A 17,748-nucleotide genomic window follows, 5' to 3' on the forward strand; every position below is an offset into this window, starting at 1 on the left:
CCACATGGATTAAGTTTGAGTCTCGTAGAAAAATAACTCCTGGGAGAATGGTGGATGAATTTGAAGAAGACCCCGATTGCAGCTTCGGTTTCCATAGCGTTGCTGGGCCTGGCCATGCCGGTCCATGCGCAGACGCAGGCGCCCGCTGCGGCCGTACAGTCGGTCGAAGTAACCGGCATACGCGCTTCGCTGGAAAAGTCGATCAACGTCAAGAAGAACGCGGACAGCAATATTGAAGTGGTGACGGCCGAGGACATCGGCAAAATGCCGGACAAGAATATCGCGGACTCGCTGTCCCGCCTGGCCGGGGTCAACATCACCTACAACTCGGCACTGGCCTTCGACGAAGCGGAACGCATCGCCATTCGCGGCACGCCGCCGTTCCTGAACCTGACCACGCTGAACGGCCACTCCCTCAGCTCCGGCGACTGGTACATCGGCGACCAGAACACCAACACGCGCGGCATCAGCTTCGGCATGCTGCCTTCGCAGCTGATCGGCCAGGCCATCGTCTACAAGAACGGCCGCGCAGACATCGTTGAAGGCGGCATCGCCGGCAACGTGGACATCATCACGCGCCGTCCGCTGGACCAGAAGAAGCGACTGGTGGGCGAAGTGTCGCTCGGCATGGCCCATTCCACGCTGGCCGGCACCACCGACCCCCAGCTGAGCGGCCTGCTGAACTGGAAGAACGAAGCCGGCACCATGGGCGTGCTGGTACAGGCCTTCAAGGAAGAGCGTCATCTGCGCCGCGACGGCCAGGAAAACTTCGGCCAGGGCCAATACCTGAGCACCCAGGCTGCGGCCGATCCGACCAAGGGCGGCGACGCGGCGCTGAAAGGCAAGCGCCTGCCCAACCAGCTGAACTCCGCCTTCTTTGAAGGCGTGCGCGAGCGGCAGGGCGGCTATGTGGGCCTGCAGTTCAAGCCGAACAGCGCGCTGGACGTGAACCTGAACGTGTTCAAGTCCTCGCTGTCCGCGGACAACTACAACACCTCGGCCTTCGCCGAACTGGCCACCATCGTCAACAACGGCGGCTTGATCAAGGACTACACCATCGTCGGCGACGTCATTACCGCCGCGACCATCCTGCCCAACCCGGCCCGCAAGGACGGCAACACGCTGCAGTTCGCGCACCAGGCGCGCACCGGCGCCAAGTCCACCGCCGGCTATTACGATATCGACGTGAAGTGGAAGCCGACCAGCACGCTGACCGTGAGCGGCAAGGCCGGCTCCACCAAGGGCACCGGCGAAACCGCAGGCCAGCCCGGCGCGCTGTACGAAATCTTCGACAAGGGCGTGACCTACAAGCTCAATGACGACGGCCGCGCGCCGGCCGACTGGGCGGTGACCGGCACCGACTTGTCCAATATGAAGAACTACCGCCTGCTGCCCAACGTGGGCGCGGCCATCTACACGGTGGACAAGGAAGACTACGGCCACCTGGACGCCGCGCTGCGCCTGGACACGGGCGTGCTGACCACGGCCAAATTCGGCCTGCGCGGCAGCTCGCACATCAACGACAAGGTCAGCGTCTCCGGCCTGTACAACAAGCCCGGCGTGGGCAACGGCGGCGCGTCGCAAGCCAATATGGACGCCAACTATCCATACGCCACCTGGGCTCTGCCGACGCAGACCTTCCCCGGCGACTACGCCAGTGAACTGAGCGGCAACTTCCCGCGCAACCTGCCGCGCTACGACACGCAGACGCTGATCGACTGGGGCAATGCCAACCTCAATTACGATCCGGTGCTGAACAAGAACTGGGGTTCCAGCGCCACCATCAAGGAAGGCAACCGCGCCGCTTACGCGATGCAGGAATTCGAGATGGGCAGCGTCAGCGGCAACGCGGGCCTGCGCTGGGTGCGCACCGAGGTCAAGTCCGACTTCTACCGCTCGCTGAACAACAACGCCCAAGCCTGTCCAGCGCTGTCCACTGCCTGCACGCCGGGCACGGGCACGCTGGTGTCGGCAGGCGCCATCACCTCGTCGCGCCTGACCGGCTACCTGCCCGGCACGGTGGAGAACACCTACACCAACCTGCTGCCCAGCCTGAACCTGCGCTGGGACGTGGCGCACAACCTGATCGGCCGCTTCTCGGCGTCGCGCACGCTGGGCCGTCCGAACTTCAGCCAGCTAGCCGGTTCGCTGTCCGGCGTGAACGACACCACGCTGACCGCGTCGGCGGGCAATCCTTACCTGAAGCCGATCACGTCCAACAACGTGGACGCTTCGCTGGGCTGGTACTACGCGCCGCGCGCCTATGTAGCGGGCAGCATCTTCACGCAGCACATCCACGACTACGTGAAGCCGGGCACCTCCATCCAGCGCCTGTTCGATATCACCAAGTTCGCCAACACCAAGGACGCGGCGACCTCGTATTCGGACTACACGGTGTCCTCCTTCAGCGGCAAGAAGGCCAAGCTGAACGGCGTCGAGCTGTCGGCGGAACATCCCATCGGCGCCGGCTTCGGCTTGCTGGGCAACGTCACCTACGTGAGCAGCAAGGATGAAGCGGGCATCCCGCTGGTGTACACCTCGAAGTACACCTACAACCTGCGCGCCATCTACGAGGACAACAAGTTCAGCGCCAGCCTGGCGTGGAACTACCGCACCAGGTACTCGATCGGCTTCTCAGGCAACGGCGTGGACACCGTCAACCCGACCACGCTGGTGCGCACCGGCGCCAATTACGCCGCCGCGCAAGGCTCGCTGTCCGCATCGGTCAGCTACAAGCTGAACGACACGCTGTCGCTCACGCTGGACGGCAGCAACCTGCTCAATCCGGTGCGCCGCTACTACGCCATCACCGAGGAGATGCCGCTGGGCTTCTATGCCAACGGCCGCCAGTTCTACCTCAGCCTGAAGGCGCGCTACTAAGGCGGGGCAAGGGGATGGCTGCCGACCGCAACCCTGCCCTCGATGCGCTGCGCGGCCTGGCGATGGCGGGCATGGTGCTTTCCGGCCTGCTGCCGTCCGGGGTTCTGCCGTGGTGGATGTACCATGCGCAGAACCCGCCGCCCAGCCATGTTTTTGCGCCCACGGTATTGGGGATCACCTGGGTCGACCTGATCTTTCCCCTGTTCCTGTTTGCCATGGGCGTGGCGTTGCCGCTCGCGCTGGACGCGCAGGCCCGCAAAGGCCTGTCGTGCCGCCAACTGGCGGCGGGCGTGGTGCAGCGTGCCGCGATGATGGCGGCCTTCGCCATCTACGTGCGCCATATCGCCCCTCATATCGTTCATTTCCCCGAGCCGTGGCAGGGCGCGCTGTTCGCGCTGGCCGGCTTTTCCTTGCTGTTCCCGCTGCTGGCCCGCCTGCCGCGCCACTGGAGCCGTGCCGCACAGCTGGGCGTGCGCGCCGCCGGCCTTGCAGGCGCCGCCGTGCTTATGGCGCTGTTCCGCGACGCGCACGGCGCTCCGTTCTCCATCGCCCGCAGCGACATCATCATGCTGGTGCTGGCCAATGCCGCGCTGGCCGCAGGCTTGCTGTGGCTGGCCACGCGCACGCGGCCCGAGCTGCGGCTGCTGTTCCTGGCCCTGCTGCTGGCGCTGCGCCTGGGGCACGGTGAGCCGGGCTGGGCGCACTGGCTCTGGCAGGCGTCGCCCTGGCCTGAGCTGATGCAGACGGCCTTCCTGCAGTATCTGTTCATCGTTATCCCCGGCACCCTGGCGGGCGACATGCTGCTCAAGCTGCGGCAGGACGAGGCGCCGTGGCGCATGCTGGCGCAATGGGGCTGCTGGGCGCTGCTGCTGGCCTTTGCGCTCAACCCGTACGAAGGCGGCATCCAGAAGGGCAGGGCCACGCTGAGCTATTACGCGGGCGGCGTTGCGGCCGGGGCGCTGCTGCTGGCCGCCTTGTCGCTGCTGGTGGAGCGGCTGGACTGGAAGGCGCGGATCGCCGCCGGCGCAGGCCGCAATCCGCTGCTGGTGTATGCCGGCGTGCAGGCGCTGCTCAAGCCCTTGCTGCTGCTCACCGGCCTGGGCGCCTTGATACAGGAGTGGACCATGGCGCCATGGGTGGGGGTGGGCAGGGCGCTGGTCTACACGCTGGCCTTGTGCTGGTTTGCCGCCTGGTGCGCGCGTCGCGGCCTCGAACTGAAACTGTAATTTCAACGGAGAAGAGCATGCGCAAGGAGATGCGCCGCCGGGTGGCGGCATGGGCGTTGCTGTCTGCGTTGGTTCCCGGCCAGGGCACCGCGCAGGAAAGCGCGGGTTTTGCCGAATACGCCGGCTATGCCTACGGCGTCAAGCCGGACCTGGTCTACCGGGTGGCGTCCGGCACGGAGCTGAAGCTGGACCTGTATCTGCCCCGCGCCCCAGCGGTGAAGCCCGGCCTGGTGGTCTACTTCCACGGCGGCGGATGGGTATCGGGCCGCAAGGAGCAGGCCGCGCTGCTGCTGCTTCCCTGGCTCGCGCGCGGCTACGCGGTGGCCAATGTCGATTACCGCACGGCCGCCGTTGCGCCGGCGCCCGCTGCCGTGGAGGATGCGCGCTGCGCCGTGAAGTGGCTGGCGCGCCAGGGTGGCGGCTATGGCATAGACACATCATCCATCGTGTTGTCGGGCGATTCCGCCGGCGGGCATCTGGCGCTGATCGCCGCCATGCTGCCTGCCGAGTCGCCCCTGGACCGCGCCTGCGCCGGGGGAGATTCGGTGCGCTGGAACGGCGGCGCCGAGGCAGCTCCACGGATAGCGGCGGTGGTGAACTGGTTTGGCGTCAGCGACGTGGCGGCGCTGTTGAGTGGCGAAGGGAAGCGCAATTTCGCAGTCGAGTGGCTGGGCGGCGCGGCGGACCGTGAAGGGCTCGCCGCCAGCGTATCGCCACTGCGCCATGTTCGGCCAGGCCTGCCGCCGGTGTTCACGATACACGGCACGGCGGACCCGGTTGTGCCGTTTGCGCAATCGGCGGCGCTGCATGAAGCGCTGTCGCGCGCCGGCGTGCGCAATGTGCTCTTGCCGCTGCCCGGCGCCAATCACGGCCAGTTCACCGCGCGGGACGTGGGGCGCGCCTGGGATGGCATGTGGCGCTTTCTTGAACGGTAAAAAAAACGCCAGGCTGTGCCTGGCGCGGAACACGCCTGAGTTAGAGGTTACTCAGGCGTCAGAGAAGATACGAACGGATTGAAGTATGCCTGCCGCGCGGGGTGCGCGTTGTTGCGATTTTTTGCAAAGGCGCTTATGAAAAAGCCATGCGCAGGCAGACACCGCCTCAGCTCCAGGACGATAGGCTCGGTGGAATCAGCAGCAGCAAGGCCATGGCCACGTAGGCCAGCTGCAGCGGCAGCAGCCACCTGGCCCAGGTAATCCAGGGCACGCGCGCCAGCGCAAGCACGCCGACGGTGATGCCGGACGTGGGGATGATGGCGGTGGTCAGCTCGCCGAACTGGAAGGCCAGGACGGCGGTCTGTCGCGTGATGCCCACCAGGTCCGCCAGCGGCGCCATGATGGGCATGGTCAGCGAGGCCTGGCCGGTGCCGGAGTGGATGAAGAAGTTGATCACGGTCTGGATGCCGAACATTTTCTGCGCGGCGAACACGGGGCTGGAGGACTGCACCAGCGGCATCAGGCCGTGCAGCATGGTGTCGATAATATTGGCGTCGCGTGCCAGTATCATGGTGCCGCGAGCCAGCGCGATGATCAGCGCAGTGCCCACCAGGTCGCGCGCGCCGTGCACGAAGGCCGCCACCAGCCCGTCCGAATCCAGGCCGCCGATTACGCCGATGACAATGCCCATCACCAGGAACAGCGCGGCGATCTGTTCTATATACCAGCCGAACTGCACCACTCCCAGCACCATGCCCGCGAGCGATGCGGCAAATACCCACAGTACCAGCTTGTGTTTGGCCGTCATTCCTTCCAGGCTGGCCAGGCCGCCCTGGTTTTCGGCGCGTTTTTCCAGGTCGAGCAGGTAGGTGGGGCTGAGTTGCGGGTGGCGCTTGATGCGGGCCGCGTACCACATAAGGAAGAGCGCGGTGATGGCCGTCGCCGCCAGCCAGCAGATCAGCCGGTAGTGCAGGCCGGAGAACACCGGCACGCCGGCGATACCTTGTGCGATGCCGACGTTGAACGGGTTAAGGAAGGCGGCCCCGAAGCCAACCTGCGAACCGAGGAAGGGAATCGATACGCCGGTGATGGTGTCGTAGCCCAGCGCGAGCGCCAGCGGAACGAAGATGAGGATGAAGGGAATCGCTTCCTCGTTCATGCCGAATGTCGCCCCGCCCAGCGAGAACAGGGTGATGAAGACCGGGATCAGCGCTGCGCGCACAAAGCGCGAGTGCTCGTGCGCGCGGGCGATGGATTTGATCAGCGCGTCGATGGCTTCGGTCTTTTGCAGAACGGCGAAGGCGCCGCCGACGATGAGGATGAAGCCGATGATCAGGCCCGCTTCGGCAAAGCCCCTGATGGGCGCCATCAGCAGCGCGGGCAGGCCTTGAGGGTTGCTGTCAATGTAGTGGAAGGTGGCCGGGTTGATCAGCTGCTTGCCGTTGACCAGGTGGGTGTCGTATTTGCCGCCCGGGATAATCCAGGTGGACAGGGCGATCAGCGCCAGGATGGCGAAGACCAGTACGTAGGTGTTGGGGAGGCGCAGTTTCATGGCATTCCTATTGGCTGAGCAGGTCGCCGGAGCGGAAGGCCTGTGCGCCCGCCACCTTGCCGATGTTCCAGCCGCGCAGCACATGGCGGTGCGCGCTGCGGGCGAAGAACACGCCGTCCACGGTGCAGCGCACGGTAGTGGCGGCGCCGCTGGCGGGGTCGATGATGTCCGCCAGCGCGTCCCCTGCGCGCACCCGTTCCCCCAGGGCGCGCGTGTACACAAGCACGCCCGCGTGCGGCGCCAGCAGGGGCTCAACGCCTTCCAGCGGCGTGGCGGCGCACAATGCCAAAGGCAGCGGCAGGGGCAGGGCGTCCGGTTCGCCGGCCAGCACGTCCGCGCCCGCGAGGAAGCGCAGAAGCGCGTTTGCGTCCTGTTGCGCCAGTTCGTAGCCCACGTCCATCTCTCCGCGCAGTTCCACCGTGGCGGCCATGCAGGCCGGCGGAATGGGGGTGGCGTCGCCGAAGTGGGCCTGCAAGTCCCACCACAGGCGGCTGCATGCTTCATCGAACGGGTCGCCTCCGGCGGCGGTGGACAGCAGCACGGCGTGCGCGCCCATCAGGCGCGCTAGCGGCGCCACCGGGTCCGCCAGCGGCGTGCCGGCGTAGATATGGAGCACGGCCTCGTTGTCGCAATGCAGGTCCAGCACAATGTCCGCGTCGATGGCCATTTCCAGCAGCAGCTTCTTGTGCGCCTCGCCGTCCGAGCGCGGCTGCCATGCCGCCACCGACTCCAGCGCGGCCCGGCGTATTGCGCGCACATTGTCTTCTGCGTCCGCGCCGAGCCGGCCATGCAGCGCGACTTTCAGCTCCTCCGCCACATGCTTGTAGGCCCGGTTGAAGTTGACGCCCGTGCCCAGGTCGAAGCGGCCGAACGGCGCGCCGTGGATAGCTTGCGACAGGCCGATGGGATTGGCCGCCGGCACCAGGATGATTTCGCCGCGCACCTTGCCCTCCGCCTCCAGCGCCTCCAGCTGCTTGCGCAGGAACTGCGCCACCAGCATGCCGGGCACTTCGTCCGCATGCAGCGCCGCCTGGATGTAGGCCTTCCTGCCGCTGCCCGGCGTGCCGAAGCGGTAAGCGGTGAGCTCGAACCGGGCGCTGCTCTGGGGCGCCGAAATAATGTGTTTTTCTGTTCGCATGGTGTGCCTTTTTTGTGGACCTGAGTGTTGAAGTGCGGCCGATTATGTAGCAATTTTTTCACAAAGTAAATTCATGTAAATAAATTTACAGAAAATGTTTGAGTTTTGTTTTTGTTATGCGTACAGTTGCGCTATCGATGATCGCAACAGGAATACGCCGTATGAAAAAGTCCGCCCACGAATCGCAGTCGCCCGAAGTGGCCTTCGCCCATTCTGAGCTGGGCCAGGCGCTGATACGCGTGCTTGGCGAGGGGTCGTCCTCCTACCGGACCATTGCGGACTACCTGCTGCGCAACCAGGTGCGCGTGACGGCGCTGGGCATTGAAGAACTGGCCGAGAGCTGCCAGGTGTCCACCGCCACCATCAGCCGCTTTGCGCGCGACATCGGCTTCAAGAACTACGCGGCCATGCGCGGCGCGGTGGCCGAGGTTCTGCAGGGCGTGCTGCAGCCGGTGGAAAAGCTGCGCAACAATATAGAGCGGCGCGAAGGCGCGGCGTCGCCCGCCACCGAGAGCCTGGAATTCGCCGCCGCCAATATCGGCGCCACCGGCAAGGGCCTGGCGCTGAGCGAAATGGACAAGGTGGTGCACAAGCTGACGCGCGCAGGCACGGTCTATGTGATGGGCTTCGGCCTGTCCACCCACCTGGCCGGCCTGCTGGCCATGCATTTGCAGCCTTTCTGTCCGCACGTGGTGGAAGTGGCGGGGCATGGCGGCACCGAAGTGGCGGCCGGCCACCTGGCCACCATCACCGCCAAGGATGTGCTGATCGTGATTTCTTTCCCGCGCTATGCGCTGGACGTGATAAGGCTGGCCAATTTCGCGCGCAGCCGCCAGGCCAGCATTGTTTCGCTGACGGACTCGCCGGCCTCGCCGCTGGCTGAGCTGGCGGACCACGTGCTGTACGCGCAGAGCAGCCATCCGGTGCTGCCCAGCAGCTCGACGGCGGCAGTGGCGCTGATCGAAGCGCTGGTGGTGTCGCTCATGGTTTCAAACAAGGACAATGTGGAGAAGGCCGCCCGCCTGACCGAAGCAATTTCGGCCTACCTCTACGGCGCCGACGCGGCCTTGCCCGCGCGGCCAAAAAAGAACGCCAGATAAGAGGCGCAAGCGGTTCCAACAGCGGTATCCACAACTAAAATCCAAGGGAGTTGCAATGAGTCTGTGTCACGAGACGGGCGGAGCCATGCCCAAAGCAAATGTGCTGTCCTGTTCCATACGCCTGGCGCTGGCCGTCGGCCTGGGTGCGGCTGCCGCCGGCGCCCATGCGCAGAGCGCCGCGCCGGCCCAGGCGATCCAGCGGGTGGAAATCACCGGCTCCTCCATCAAGCGCATCGACGCCGAAACGGCGCTGCCGGTGCAGGTGATCAAGCGCGAAGACATCGACAAGTCCGGCGTGACCACGGCCGCCGAGCTGCTGAAGAACATCAGCGCCAACACGGCGCCGCTGTCGGACGGCGCCAGTATCACGGACGGCACCTCGGGCCAGCGCGGCTTCAACGGCGCCAACCTGCGCGGCATCGGCGTGTCCTCCACGCTGGTGCTGTTGAACGGCCGCCGACTGGCCAACTTTGCCTCGCCCGGCGACAACGCGGGCGTGGACCTGAACAACATCCCGGCCGGGGCCATCCAGCGTGTGGAAGTGCTGAAGGACGGCGCTTCGGCCATCTACGGCACCGACGCCATCGGCGGCGTGATCAATTTCATCACCCGTAAGGACTACACTGGCCTGGACCTGAACGCCTCGGCGGCAGGCACGCAGGAAGGCGGCGCGGGCAAGCGCACGGCCAGCGTCAGCGGCGGCTTCGGCAGCCTGGCCACGGACCGCTTCAACGTGTTCGGCGTGCTGGACGTGCAGAAGCTGGACTCGCTGCGCTCCGGCCAGCGCGACTTCATCAAGGAGCGTCCGCTGGCGGCCAATCTGCCCGCGCTCATGTCCAGCAACACCTATCCGGCCAATATCGACATCTCGTCCGCGCAGCGCAATGCGCTGATCAAGGCCGGTGTGCTGGCTGTGGGCAGCACCGCCACCCGCATCAACCCGGCCGCGCCGGACTGCGCGCCGCCGGCCACGGTGTACGCGCCTTCCGGCCCGGGCGGCAAGCTCGGTTGCAGCTACGACTACATGGAAGACACCGAGATCTACCCGGAAGCGAGCAAGATCGGCTTCGTCGGCCGCGCCACCTTGCAGCTGGATGCGGACAACCAGCTGTTCTTCGAACTGGTGCAGTCGCAGGCCGAGAGCCGTTATGTGCTCAGCCCCAATCCGCAGCGCATCCGCAATCTGCCGGTCAGCCTGCTGCCGGAAAAATACCGTGCCGCGCTGACCGGATCGGGCCTGCCGACGACCTTCAGCGGCATCCGCTACCGCATGACGGAGGCGGGCAACCGCAGCAACGAAGTGACCAGCGACGCGCAGCGCCTGGTGCTGGGCGCGAACGGCACGCTGGGCGGCTGGGACTACGACGCAGGCCTGTCCCGCGCCGAGAACAAGGCGGTGGACAAATACGTGGACGGCTATGTGCTCTACGACCGCTTCGAGGCGGGCGTGCGCTCCGGCGCCATCAACCCCTTCGGCCCGTCCAGCCAGGCGGGGCGCGACCTGATCAACAGCATCAAGGTCAATGACGAGGCGCGCAAATCCAGGGGCACGTCGACTGCGCTGGACGGCAAGATGTCCAAAGCCCTGATGGCGCTGGAGGGAGGCGACCTGGCCCTGGCGCTGGGCGCAGAACTGCGGCGCGAGCACACCACGTTCACGCCGTCCAAGCTGCTGCTGTCGAATAACATCGCAGGCGACCGCGATTCCGGCCTGGCTGCGGGATCGACCACCGACCTGAAAGCCACGGACGACAGCCGCACCGTGCGCTCGGCCTACGCCGAAATCAACGCGCCGCTTACCAAGCAGCTCGAATTGCAGGCCGCGCTGCGCCACGACCGCTACAGCGAAGTGGGCTCCACCACCAATCCCAAGCTGGGCGTGCGCTGGCAGCCTGCGCGCGAACTTGTGCTGCGCGGTTCGGCCGGCACCGGCTTCCGCGCGCCGTCGCTGGCGGACCTGAAGCGTCCCACCACCTACGGCAGCGCGTCCAGCTTCCTGACCGACCCGCAGTGCGTGAAGCAGGGCCTGGACAGCATAGACGGCTGTACCGACCAATGGCCGGTGGAGCGCCGCTCCAACCCCAACCTGAAGCCGGAAAAGTCGCGCCAGTTCTCGCTGGGCGCGGTGCTGGACGCGGGCGCGGGCCTGTCCTTCAGCGCCGACTACTGGAACATCCGCAAGTCCGACGTCATCAGCACGCTGGGCGAGCAGATCATCGTCGACAATCCGGCCAAGTACAACGGCAAGTACATCCAGCGCGATGCGGACGGCTTTATCACCAACATCCTGCTGCAGAAGGAAAACCAGGGCAAGCTCAATACCGCCGGGTTGGACCTGGGCTATGACTACAAGGGCGCGCAGACCAGCGTGGGCCGTTTCAGCAGCAATTTGAGCGGTACGCTGATCGTCAAATACGACCGCCAGTTCGGCCCCCTGGAGGCCACCCGCAGCAATCTGGGCCTGTTCCTGAACGACCAGGTGATACAGCGCTGGCGCCACCGCATCAGCTTCGGCTGGGACCAGGGACCGGCGAGCGTAACGCTGGCGAACCAGTTCTCGTCCGGCTACCAGGACCAGAACACCACGTATGACCCGGCCAGCGACAAGGTGCTGCCGTCGCGCCGCGTGAAGGCCTATTCGCTGTGGGACCTGACCGCCAGCTGGAGCCTGAGCAAGCAGCTCAAGCTGCGCGCCGGCGTGCTGAACCTGGCGGACACCGCGCCCCCGTATTCCAACCAGGCTTATTACTTCCTGGCTGGCTATGATCCGACCTATACGGACCCGCGCGGACGCAGCGCTTTTGCCAGCGTGAGTTACAGCTTCCGCTAGAATGGCAGACCGCGCCGGCGGCTCCGTCGGCGCGGCTTAATCTAGGAGAACCGGATGGTTATCAAGTTTGCCGGCCGTGCGGTGCCGGCTATTGCGGCCATGGCGGCATGCATGCTGTTGCCGGGCGCTGCGTTCGGGGTGGAAGCCGCTGCCGCTGCCGCTGCCACTGCCGTTGCCGCTGCATCGTCGGAGCCGGCCGCCGCCCCGGCAGGCACGCTGGTCATCGTGGGCGGCGCACTGCGCGCCGACAATGCCGACGTCTGGTCCCGCATCGTGGCGCTGTCCGGCGGACCGGGCGCGCGCATCGCCGTGCTGCCCACCGCCGCAGGCAACCCCGCGCGTTCCGGCGAGCAGATTGCAGCTGCGCTGCGCCGCTACGGCGCCGATCCGTTCATCGCCCCCATTGCGCCGCGCATGGCGGGAAGCGACTACCGCCAGGCCGCCGAGGACGCGGCGCTGGCGCAGCGCATACGCGAAGCCGGCGGCGTGTATTTCGCCGGCGGCGACCAGGGCCGCATCACGCAAGCGCTGCTGCGCGCGGACGGCAGCAGGACGGCTGCGCTGAAGGCCATGTGGGACATGTACCGCCGTGGCGGCATGGTGGCAGGCACCAGCGCCGGCGCAGCCATCATGAGCACCACCATGTTCGACGACGCGCCGCCGGTGTGGGACGCGCTGCGGCGCGGCCTGCAGCCTGAAAAATCGCTGTCGCCGGGCCTGGGCTTCATCGGCGGCGGCGTTTTCATCGACCAGCATTTCCTGATCCGTGGACGGCTGGCGCGCATGGTGCCGGCCATGATGAACAAGGGCTACCGTGTGGGCTTCGGCGTGGACGAGAACAGCGCGCTGGTGGTGCGGCAGCAGCGCCAGGCCGAGGTGATAGGCTACAAGGGCGTGCTGATGGTGGACCTGTCGGAAGCGGCGGCTGCGCCGGTGGCCGGCGCATTCGGCGCGCGCGCGGTCAAGCTGAGCTACCTCGATCACGGCGACCAGCTGGACCTGGCCACGGGCGTGCACAAGCCCGGGCCGGACAAGGAAGCCGCCATCGCAGCCGGCGATCCGCCCTCGAACAAGGGGCCGCTGTACAGCAATGACATCCTGGGCAACAACGCAGTGCTGGACCTGATGGAGCGCCTGGTCGATAGCGACCAGCAGGAAGCCTTTGGCCTGGCCAGCGGCGATCCGCGCAGCACCGCACCTGAAACCGCCTTCGGCTTCCGCTTCACGCGCACGCCGCAGACGCTCGCCTATCCTTCATCCACTTCCTCCGCATACTCCATCCGCGACGTGCGGCTGGACATCGTGCCGCTGCCCATGCGGCGCGAGCTGCAGACGCGTTGACCTGGATAAGACTGAACGATATACGAGGAGTGACTTGATGTTTGAGCAGATCTTTTCGGGGACGTGCCGGCCCCCGCTCCCCGTGTCCGCCAGCCCCGCGCGCACGGTGCGGCGCCGAAGTACCCGTGGGCGGCCTGGGTGGCGTGCACAGGCTGCGCACGGTGCTGGGCTGCGCCATGGCGGACCAGGGTTTCAAGCTGGTTCGTCGCATTGCCCGCTGGTCACGGCTTGCAAAAAATATATTATGATTCCCGGGCCTTCCGCATAGTGCGGCCGCCACTTCAATCCAAGGAGTCAAAATACATGTTCAAGCCTTCGGCCATCTTCGTCGCCACGCTGATCCTGCTGCAAACGCCCTACCTCGCCGCGCAGGAGGCGCCGGTGGCCGCGGCCGCGGCTGACCCATCGTTCGCTGAGCGCTTCGACGCCGTCATCGGTTCCAACTACAAGGCCACCGATCCCGGCATCACCGTGCTGGTGGCGCGTGATGGCAAGCCGCTGCTGCGCAAGGCCTACGGCATGGCCAATATCGAGAAGAAGCAGGCCATGACGCCGGAGATGTCGCTGCGCCTGGGATCGATCACCAAGCAGTTCACCGCCGTGTCCATCCTGATGCTGGCCGACGAGGGCAAGCTGTCGGTCCAGGATGACATCACCAAGCACCTGCCGGACTATCCGACGAAGGGCAAGAGGATCACGATCGAACACCTGCTGACGCATACCTCGGGCATCGTCAGCTACACCAGCAAGCCCGGTTTCATGGCCGCCATGAACACCGATCTGACGGTGGCGCAGATGATAGACACCTTCAAGAACGACCCGCTGGAGTTCGAGCCGGGCTCGCGCTACGCCTACAACAACTCGGGCTATTTCCTGCTCGGCGCGATTATCGAAAAGATTTCGGGCCAGAGCTACGCCAAGTTTGTCGAACAGCGCATCTTCGTCCCGCTGGGCATGACCCAGACCGCCTACGAAGGCTACGAGCGTACGCCGCCGCTGCGCGCGGCCGGCTACAGCAAGAAGGGCGACGCCTTCGAGCCTTCCGCTCCGCTGAGCATGGCGCTGCCGTATGCGGCGGGCTCCCTGGTGTCGACCGTGGACGACTTGAACCGCTGGGACCAGGCGATCGCGCAGGGCAAGCTGCTCAAGCCGGCCAGCTGGAAAATGGCGTTTACCCCGTACACGCTGGCGGACGGCAAATCCACCAACTATGGCTATGGCTGGGCCATCGGCAACCTGAAGGGCAGCCCGATGATAGGGCACGGCGGCGGCATCAACGGTTTCGCCACTTACGCCCTGCGCCTGCCGCAGGAGAAGGTGTATGTGGTCGTGCTGGGCAATGCCGATTCCGGCAACGTGGCGCCGGAGATGATGGCCATGAAGGCGGCCGCGCTGGCCATCGGCAAACCCTACACCGAATACAAGGAGATCACGCTGGACGCCAAGGCGCTGGCGGCCTTCGCCGGCGTGTACGGCGGCCCTGGCCCTGAAACGCGCACCATCCGCGTCGAGAACGGACGGCTGTCGATGGCGCGCAGCGGCGGCAACACCACCTTGCTGCGCCCGCATTCGGAGAATGGCTTCTTCGTCGGCAAATCGCTGATCACCGCAGATTTTGCGCGCGACGCCAAGGGCGCCGTCACGCGGGTGACCGTGTCCCGGGACGGCAATTCGACCGTCTATCCGCGCACCGGTGACGCCGCCGCGCTGCCGGCGCGGGTTGAAGTCAAGGTCGCGCCGGCGGTGCTGGACAGCTACGTCGGCAAATACCAGCTGGCGCCCAACTTCATTATCGAGGTGCGGCGCGAGGGAGAGAAGTTCATCGCCCAGGCCACCAACCAGCCGCCGTTCGAATTGTTTGCCACCAGCGACACTAACTTTTTTGTCAAGGTTGTCGATGCCCAGGTCAATTTCACCAAGAACCCGGACGGCAGCCATGTGCTGGTGCTGAACCAGGGCGGGCGCACCATGCCGGCGCCGCTGGTTAAGTAAGGCGGGGGCGGACCGGCGGCTGTGAGGAAAAAAGTACACCTTTAGTTTGTCTTATGTCTTATAGAAGAGTTGTTGAGGTACAATAGCGTACAGAACTGGCGGATGCGTCCCGGCGTCCGCCGCTATTAACCAAAACTGAAGGAGTTTTTCATGCTAGCTGCCTACCGCGACCACGTCGCCGAACGTGCTTCCCTCGGCATTCCCGCGCTGCCGCTTTCCGCTGCCCAGACCTCGGAACTGGTCGAACTCCTGAAAAACCCGCCGGCCGGCGAAGAAGCCTTCCTGGTCGACCTGATCACCTACCGCGTGCCTGCCGGCGTGGACGACGCCGCCAAGGTCAAATGCGCCTTCCTGGCCGCCGTTGCCAAGGGCAGCGAAACCAGCCCGCTGGTGTCGCGCGAACTGGCGACCCGCCTGCTGGGCACCATGCTGGGCGGCTTCAACATCAAGCCCATGATCGACCTGCTGGACGACGCAGTGGTTGGCCAGGTCGCGGCCGAAGGCCTGAAAAAGACCCTGCTGATGTTCGACTACTTCCACGACGTGAAAGAGCTGGCCGACCAGGGCAGCGCACGCGCCAAGGAAGTGATCCAGTCCTGGGCCGACGCCGAGTGGTTCACCTCGCGTCCTGAAGTACCGCAAAGCCTGACCCTGACCGTGTTCAAGGTCTCCGGCGAAACCAATACCGACGACCTGTCGCCGGCGCCGGACGCCACCACCCGTCCAGACATTCCGCTGCACGCGCTGGCCATGCTGAAAAACCCGCGTCCAGGCATCAATCCTGAAGAACCGGGCAAAATCGGCCCGCTGAAGCAGCTGGAAGCGCTGAAAGCCAAGGGCAACCTGGTCGCCTACGTGGGCGACGTGGTTGGCACCGGCTCGTCCCGCAAGTCCGCCACCAACTCGGTGCTGTGGTTCACCGGCGAAGACATTCCTTTCATCCCGAACAAGCGTTTCGGCGGCGTGTGCCTGGGCGCCAAGATCGCCCCGATCTTCTACAACACCATGGAAGACGCAGGCGCACTGCCTATCGAACTGGACGTGTCGCAGATGGAAATGGGCGACGTGATCGAACTGCGTCCATATGACGGCAAAGCGCTGAAAAACGGCGTCGTCATCGCCGAATTCACCGTCAAGTCCGACGTGCTGTTCGACGAAGTGCGCGCCGGCGGCCGCATTCCGCTGATCATCGGCCGTGGCCTGACCACCAAGGCCCGCGAAGCGCTGGGCCTGGCGCCGTCGACCCTGTTCCGCCTGCCGCAAAACCCGGTCGACACCGGCCGCGGCTACTCGCTGGCGCAGAAAATGGTTGGCCGCGCATGCGGCATGCCGGAAGGCCAGGGCATCCGCCCAGGCACCTACTGCGAACCGAAGATGACCACCGTCGGCTCCCAGGACACCACCGGCCCGATGACCCGCGACGAGCTGAAAGACCTGGCCTGCCTGGGCTTCTCGGCCGACCTGGTGATGCAGTCCTTCTGCCACACCGCCGCCTACCCGAAAGTGGTGGACGTCAAGACCCACCGCGAACTGCCGGCCTTCATTGAAAACCGTGGCGGCGTGGCCCTGCGTCCGGGCGACGGCGTGATCCACTCGTGGCTGAACCGCCTGCTGCTGCCGGACACCGTGGGCACCGGCGGCGACTCGCACACCCGTTTCCCCATCGGTATTTCCTTCCCTGCGGGTTCCGGCCTGGTGGCCTTCGCCGCCGCCACCGGCGTGATGCCGCTGGATATGCCTGAATCCGTGCTGGTGCGCTTCAAGGGCGAGATGCAGCCCGGCGTCACCCTGCGCGACCTGGTCAACGCCATTCCGCTGTACGCCATCCGCCAGGGCATGCTGACCGTGGACAAAAAGGGCAAGAAGAACATCTTCTCCGGCCGCATCCTGGAAATCGAAGGCCTGCCCAAGCTGAAGGTCGAGCAGGCGTTCGAACTGTCCGACGCGTCGGCAGAGCGTTCCGCCGCCGGCTGCACGGTGCACCTGGATAAAGAGCCTATCATCGAGTACATGAACTCGAACATCACGCTGATGAAGTGGATGATCGCGACCGGCTACCTGGACAAGCGCACCCTGGAGCGCCGCATCAAGGCCATGGAAGCATGGCTGGCCAACCCTGAGCTGCTGGCGCCGGACGCGGATGCGGAATACGCCGCCGTGATCGAAATCGACCTGGCCGACATCCACGAGCCGGTGGTGGCCTGCCCGAACGACCCGGACGATGTGAAGACCCTGGGCGACGTGGCCGGCGCGAAGATCGACGACGTGTTCGTTGGTTCCTGCATGACCAACATCGGCCACTTCCGCGCCGCCTCCAAGGTACTGGAAGGGAAGTCCGATATTCCAGTGCGCCTGTGGATCGCTCCGCCGACCAAGATGGACGCGCAAGTGCTGACCTCCGAAGGCCACTACGGCACCCTGGGCCGCACCGGCGCGCGCATGGAAATGCCGGGCTGCTCGCTGTGCATGGGTAACCAGGCGCAGATCCGCAAGGGCGCCACCGTGATGTCGACTTCGACCCGCAACTTCCCGAACCGCCTGGGCATCGACACCAACGTCTACCTCGGCTCGGCCGAACTGGCAGCGGTGTGCTCGGCCCTGGGCCGCATTCCGACCAAGGCGGAATACATGTCGCACATCGGCGTGATCGCCGACAACGCGGACGACATCTACCGTTACATGAACTTCGACCAGATCGAAGAATTCCGTAACGTGGCCGATTCCGTGCGAGTGTAAGACTAGCTTCTTCGCTAC

General features: G+C 65.5%; 10 protein-coding genes. 8 read left to right on the plus strand and 2 right to left on the minus strand.

The features are described 5' to 3' along the window. The first annotated feature begins 54 nt into the window (after positions 1-54). From GTP77_RS05320 to GTP77_RS05330, 3 genes are read left to right on the plus strand one after another with little or no spacing between them, the layout of a single operon-like run. Positions 55-2,880 carry a TonB-dependent receptor gene (locus GTP77_RS05320; protein ID WP_161071150.1) on the plus strand — a complete coding sequence of 942 codons (2,826 nt, stop codon included), beginning with the start codon at positions 55-57 and terminating at the stop codon, positions 2,878-2,880. A 14-nt stretch (positions 2,881-2,894) separates the two neighbouring features. Further along, complete coding sequence (locus tag GTP77_RS05325; protein ID WP_161071151.1) at positions 2,895-4,106, plus strand: DUF5009 domain-containing protein; 1,212 nt, start codon at positions 2,895-2,897, stop codon at positions 4,104-4,106. A gap of 17 nt (positions 4,107-4,123) precedes the next feature. Next, positions 4,124-5,041 (plus strand): alpha/beta hydrolase, encoded by a 918-nt coding sequence (locus GTP77_RS05330; protein ID WP_161071152.1) that lies wholly within the window; start codon positions 4,124-4,126, stop codon positions 5,039-5,041. A 166-nt stretch (positions 5,042-5,207) separates the two neighbouring features. Here GTP77_RS05330 and GTP77_RS05335 read toward each other — a convergent pair whose 3' ends face one another. Both GTP77_RS05335 and GTP77_RS05340 read right to left on the minus strand, forming a co-directional pair. After that, positions 5,208-6,593 (minus strand): YfcC family protein, encoded by a 1,386-nt coding sequence (locus GTP77_RS05335; RefSeq protein WP_161071153.1) that lies wholly within the window; start codon positions 6,591-6,593, stop codon positions 5,208-5,210. 7 nt (positions 6,594-6,600) lie between these two features. Further along, entirely contained in the window at positions 6,601-7,731 is a 1,131-nt protein-coding gene (locus tag GTP77_RS05340; protein WP_161071154.1) for a succinylglutamate desuccinylase/aspartoacylase family protein, read from the minus strand. A 161-nt stretch (positions 7,732-7,892) separates the two neighbouring features. Here GTP77_RS05340 and GTP77_RS05345 point away from each other — a divergent pair, with 161 nt between their 5' ends. The 5 genes from GTP77_RS05345 (at position 7,893) to GTP77_RS05365 (ending at position 17,730) form a co-directional block, all read left to right on the plus strand. Next, complete coding sequence (locus GTP77_RS05345; RefSeq protein WP_161071155.1) at positions 7,893-8,831, plus strand: MurR/RpiR family transcriptional regulator; 939 nt, start codon at positions 7,893-7,895, stop codon at positions 8,829-8,831. A gap of 85 nt (positions 8,832-8,916) precedes the next feature. Then, positions 8,917-11,661, plus strand: coding sequence for a TonB-dependent receptor (locus tag GTP77_RS05350; RefSeq protein ID WP_229202091.1), 2,745 nt, complete (start codon positions 8,917-8,919; stop codon positions 11,659-11,661). Between the two features lie 54 nt (positions 11,662-11,715). Continuing rightward, the gene (locus GTP77_RS05355; protein ID WP_229202092.1) at positions 11,716-13,002 is read left to right on the plus strand and encodes a cyanophycinase; all 1,287 of its coding nucleotides are present in this window, start codon (positions 11,716-11,718) and stop codon (positions 13,000-13,002) included. 303 nt (positions 13,003-13,305) lie between these two features. Then, complete coding sequence (locus GTP77_RS05360) at positions 13,306-14,994, plus strand: serine hydrolase (RefSeq protein WP_161071157.1); 1,689 nt, start codon at positions 13,306-13,308, stop codon at positions 14,992-14,994. Between the two features lie 150 nt (positions 14,995-15,144). Then, the gene (locus tag GTP77_RS05365) at positions 15,145-17,730 is read left to right on the plus strand and encodes a bifunctional aconitate hydratase 2/2-methylisocitrate dehydratase (RefSeq protein WP_161071158.1); all 2,586 of its coding nucleotides are present in this window, start codon (positions 15,145-15,147) and stop codon (positions 17,728-17,730) included. The last annotated feature ends 18 nt before the right edge of the window (positions 17,731-17,748 follow it).

The sequence above is a fragment of the Pseudoduganella aquatica genome, assembly GCF_009857595.1.
GTDB classification, from domain to species: Bacteria; Pseudomonadota; Gammaproteobacteria; order Burkholderiales; family Burkholderiaceae_D; genus Rugamonas; species Rugamonas aquatica_A.

Coding starts and splice junctions, on each gene's coding strand:
- GTP77_RS05340 (WP_161071154.1), bottom strand. CDS start 7,731: ATGCGAACAGAAAAACACATTATTTCGGCGCCCCAGAGCAGCGCCCGG.
- GTP77_RS05365 (WP_161071158.1), top strand. CDS start 15,145: ATGCTAGCTGCCTACCGCGACCACGTCGCCGAACGTGCTTCCCTCGGC.
- GTP77_RS05335 (WP_161071153.1), bottom strand. CDS start 6,593: ATGAAACTGCGCCTCCCCAACACCTACGTACTGGTCTTCGCCATCCTG.
- GTP77_RS05360 (WP_161071157.1), top strand. CDS start 13,306: ATGTTCAAGCCTTCGGCCATCTTCGTCGCCACGCTGATCCTGCTGCAA.
- GTP77_RS05325 (WP_161071151.1), top strand. CDS start 2,895: ATGGCTGCCGACCGCAACCCTGCCCTCGATGCGCTGCGCGGCCTGGCG.
- GTP77_RS05345 (WP_161071155.1), top strand. CDS start 7,893: ATGAAAAAGTCCGCCCACGAATCGCAGTCGCCCGAAGTGGCCTTCGCC.
- GTP77_RS05355 (WP_229202092.1), top strand. CDS start 11,716: ATGGTTATCAAGTTTGCCGGCCGTGCGGTGCCGGCTATTGCGGCCATG.
- GTP77_RS05320 (WP_161071150.1), top strand. CDS start 55: ATGAATTTGAAGAAGACCCCGATTGCAGCTTCGGTTTCCATAGCGTTG.
- GTP77_RS05350 (WP_229202091.1), top strand. CDS start 8,917: ATGCCCAAAGCAAATGTGCTGTCCTGTTCCATACGCCTGGCGCTGGCC.
- GTP77_RS05330 (WP_161071152.1), top strand. CDS start 4,124: ATGCGCAAGGAGATGCGCCGCCGGGTGGCGGCATGGGCGTTGCTGTCT.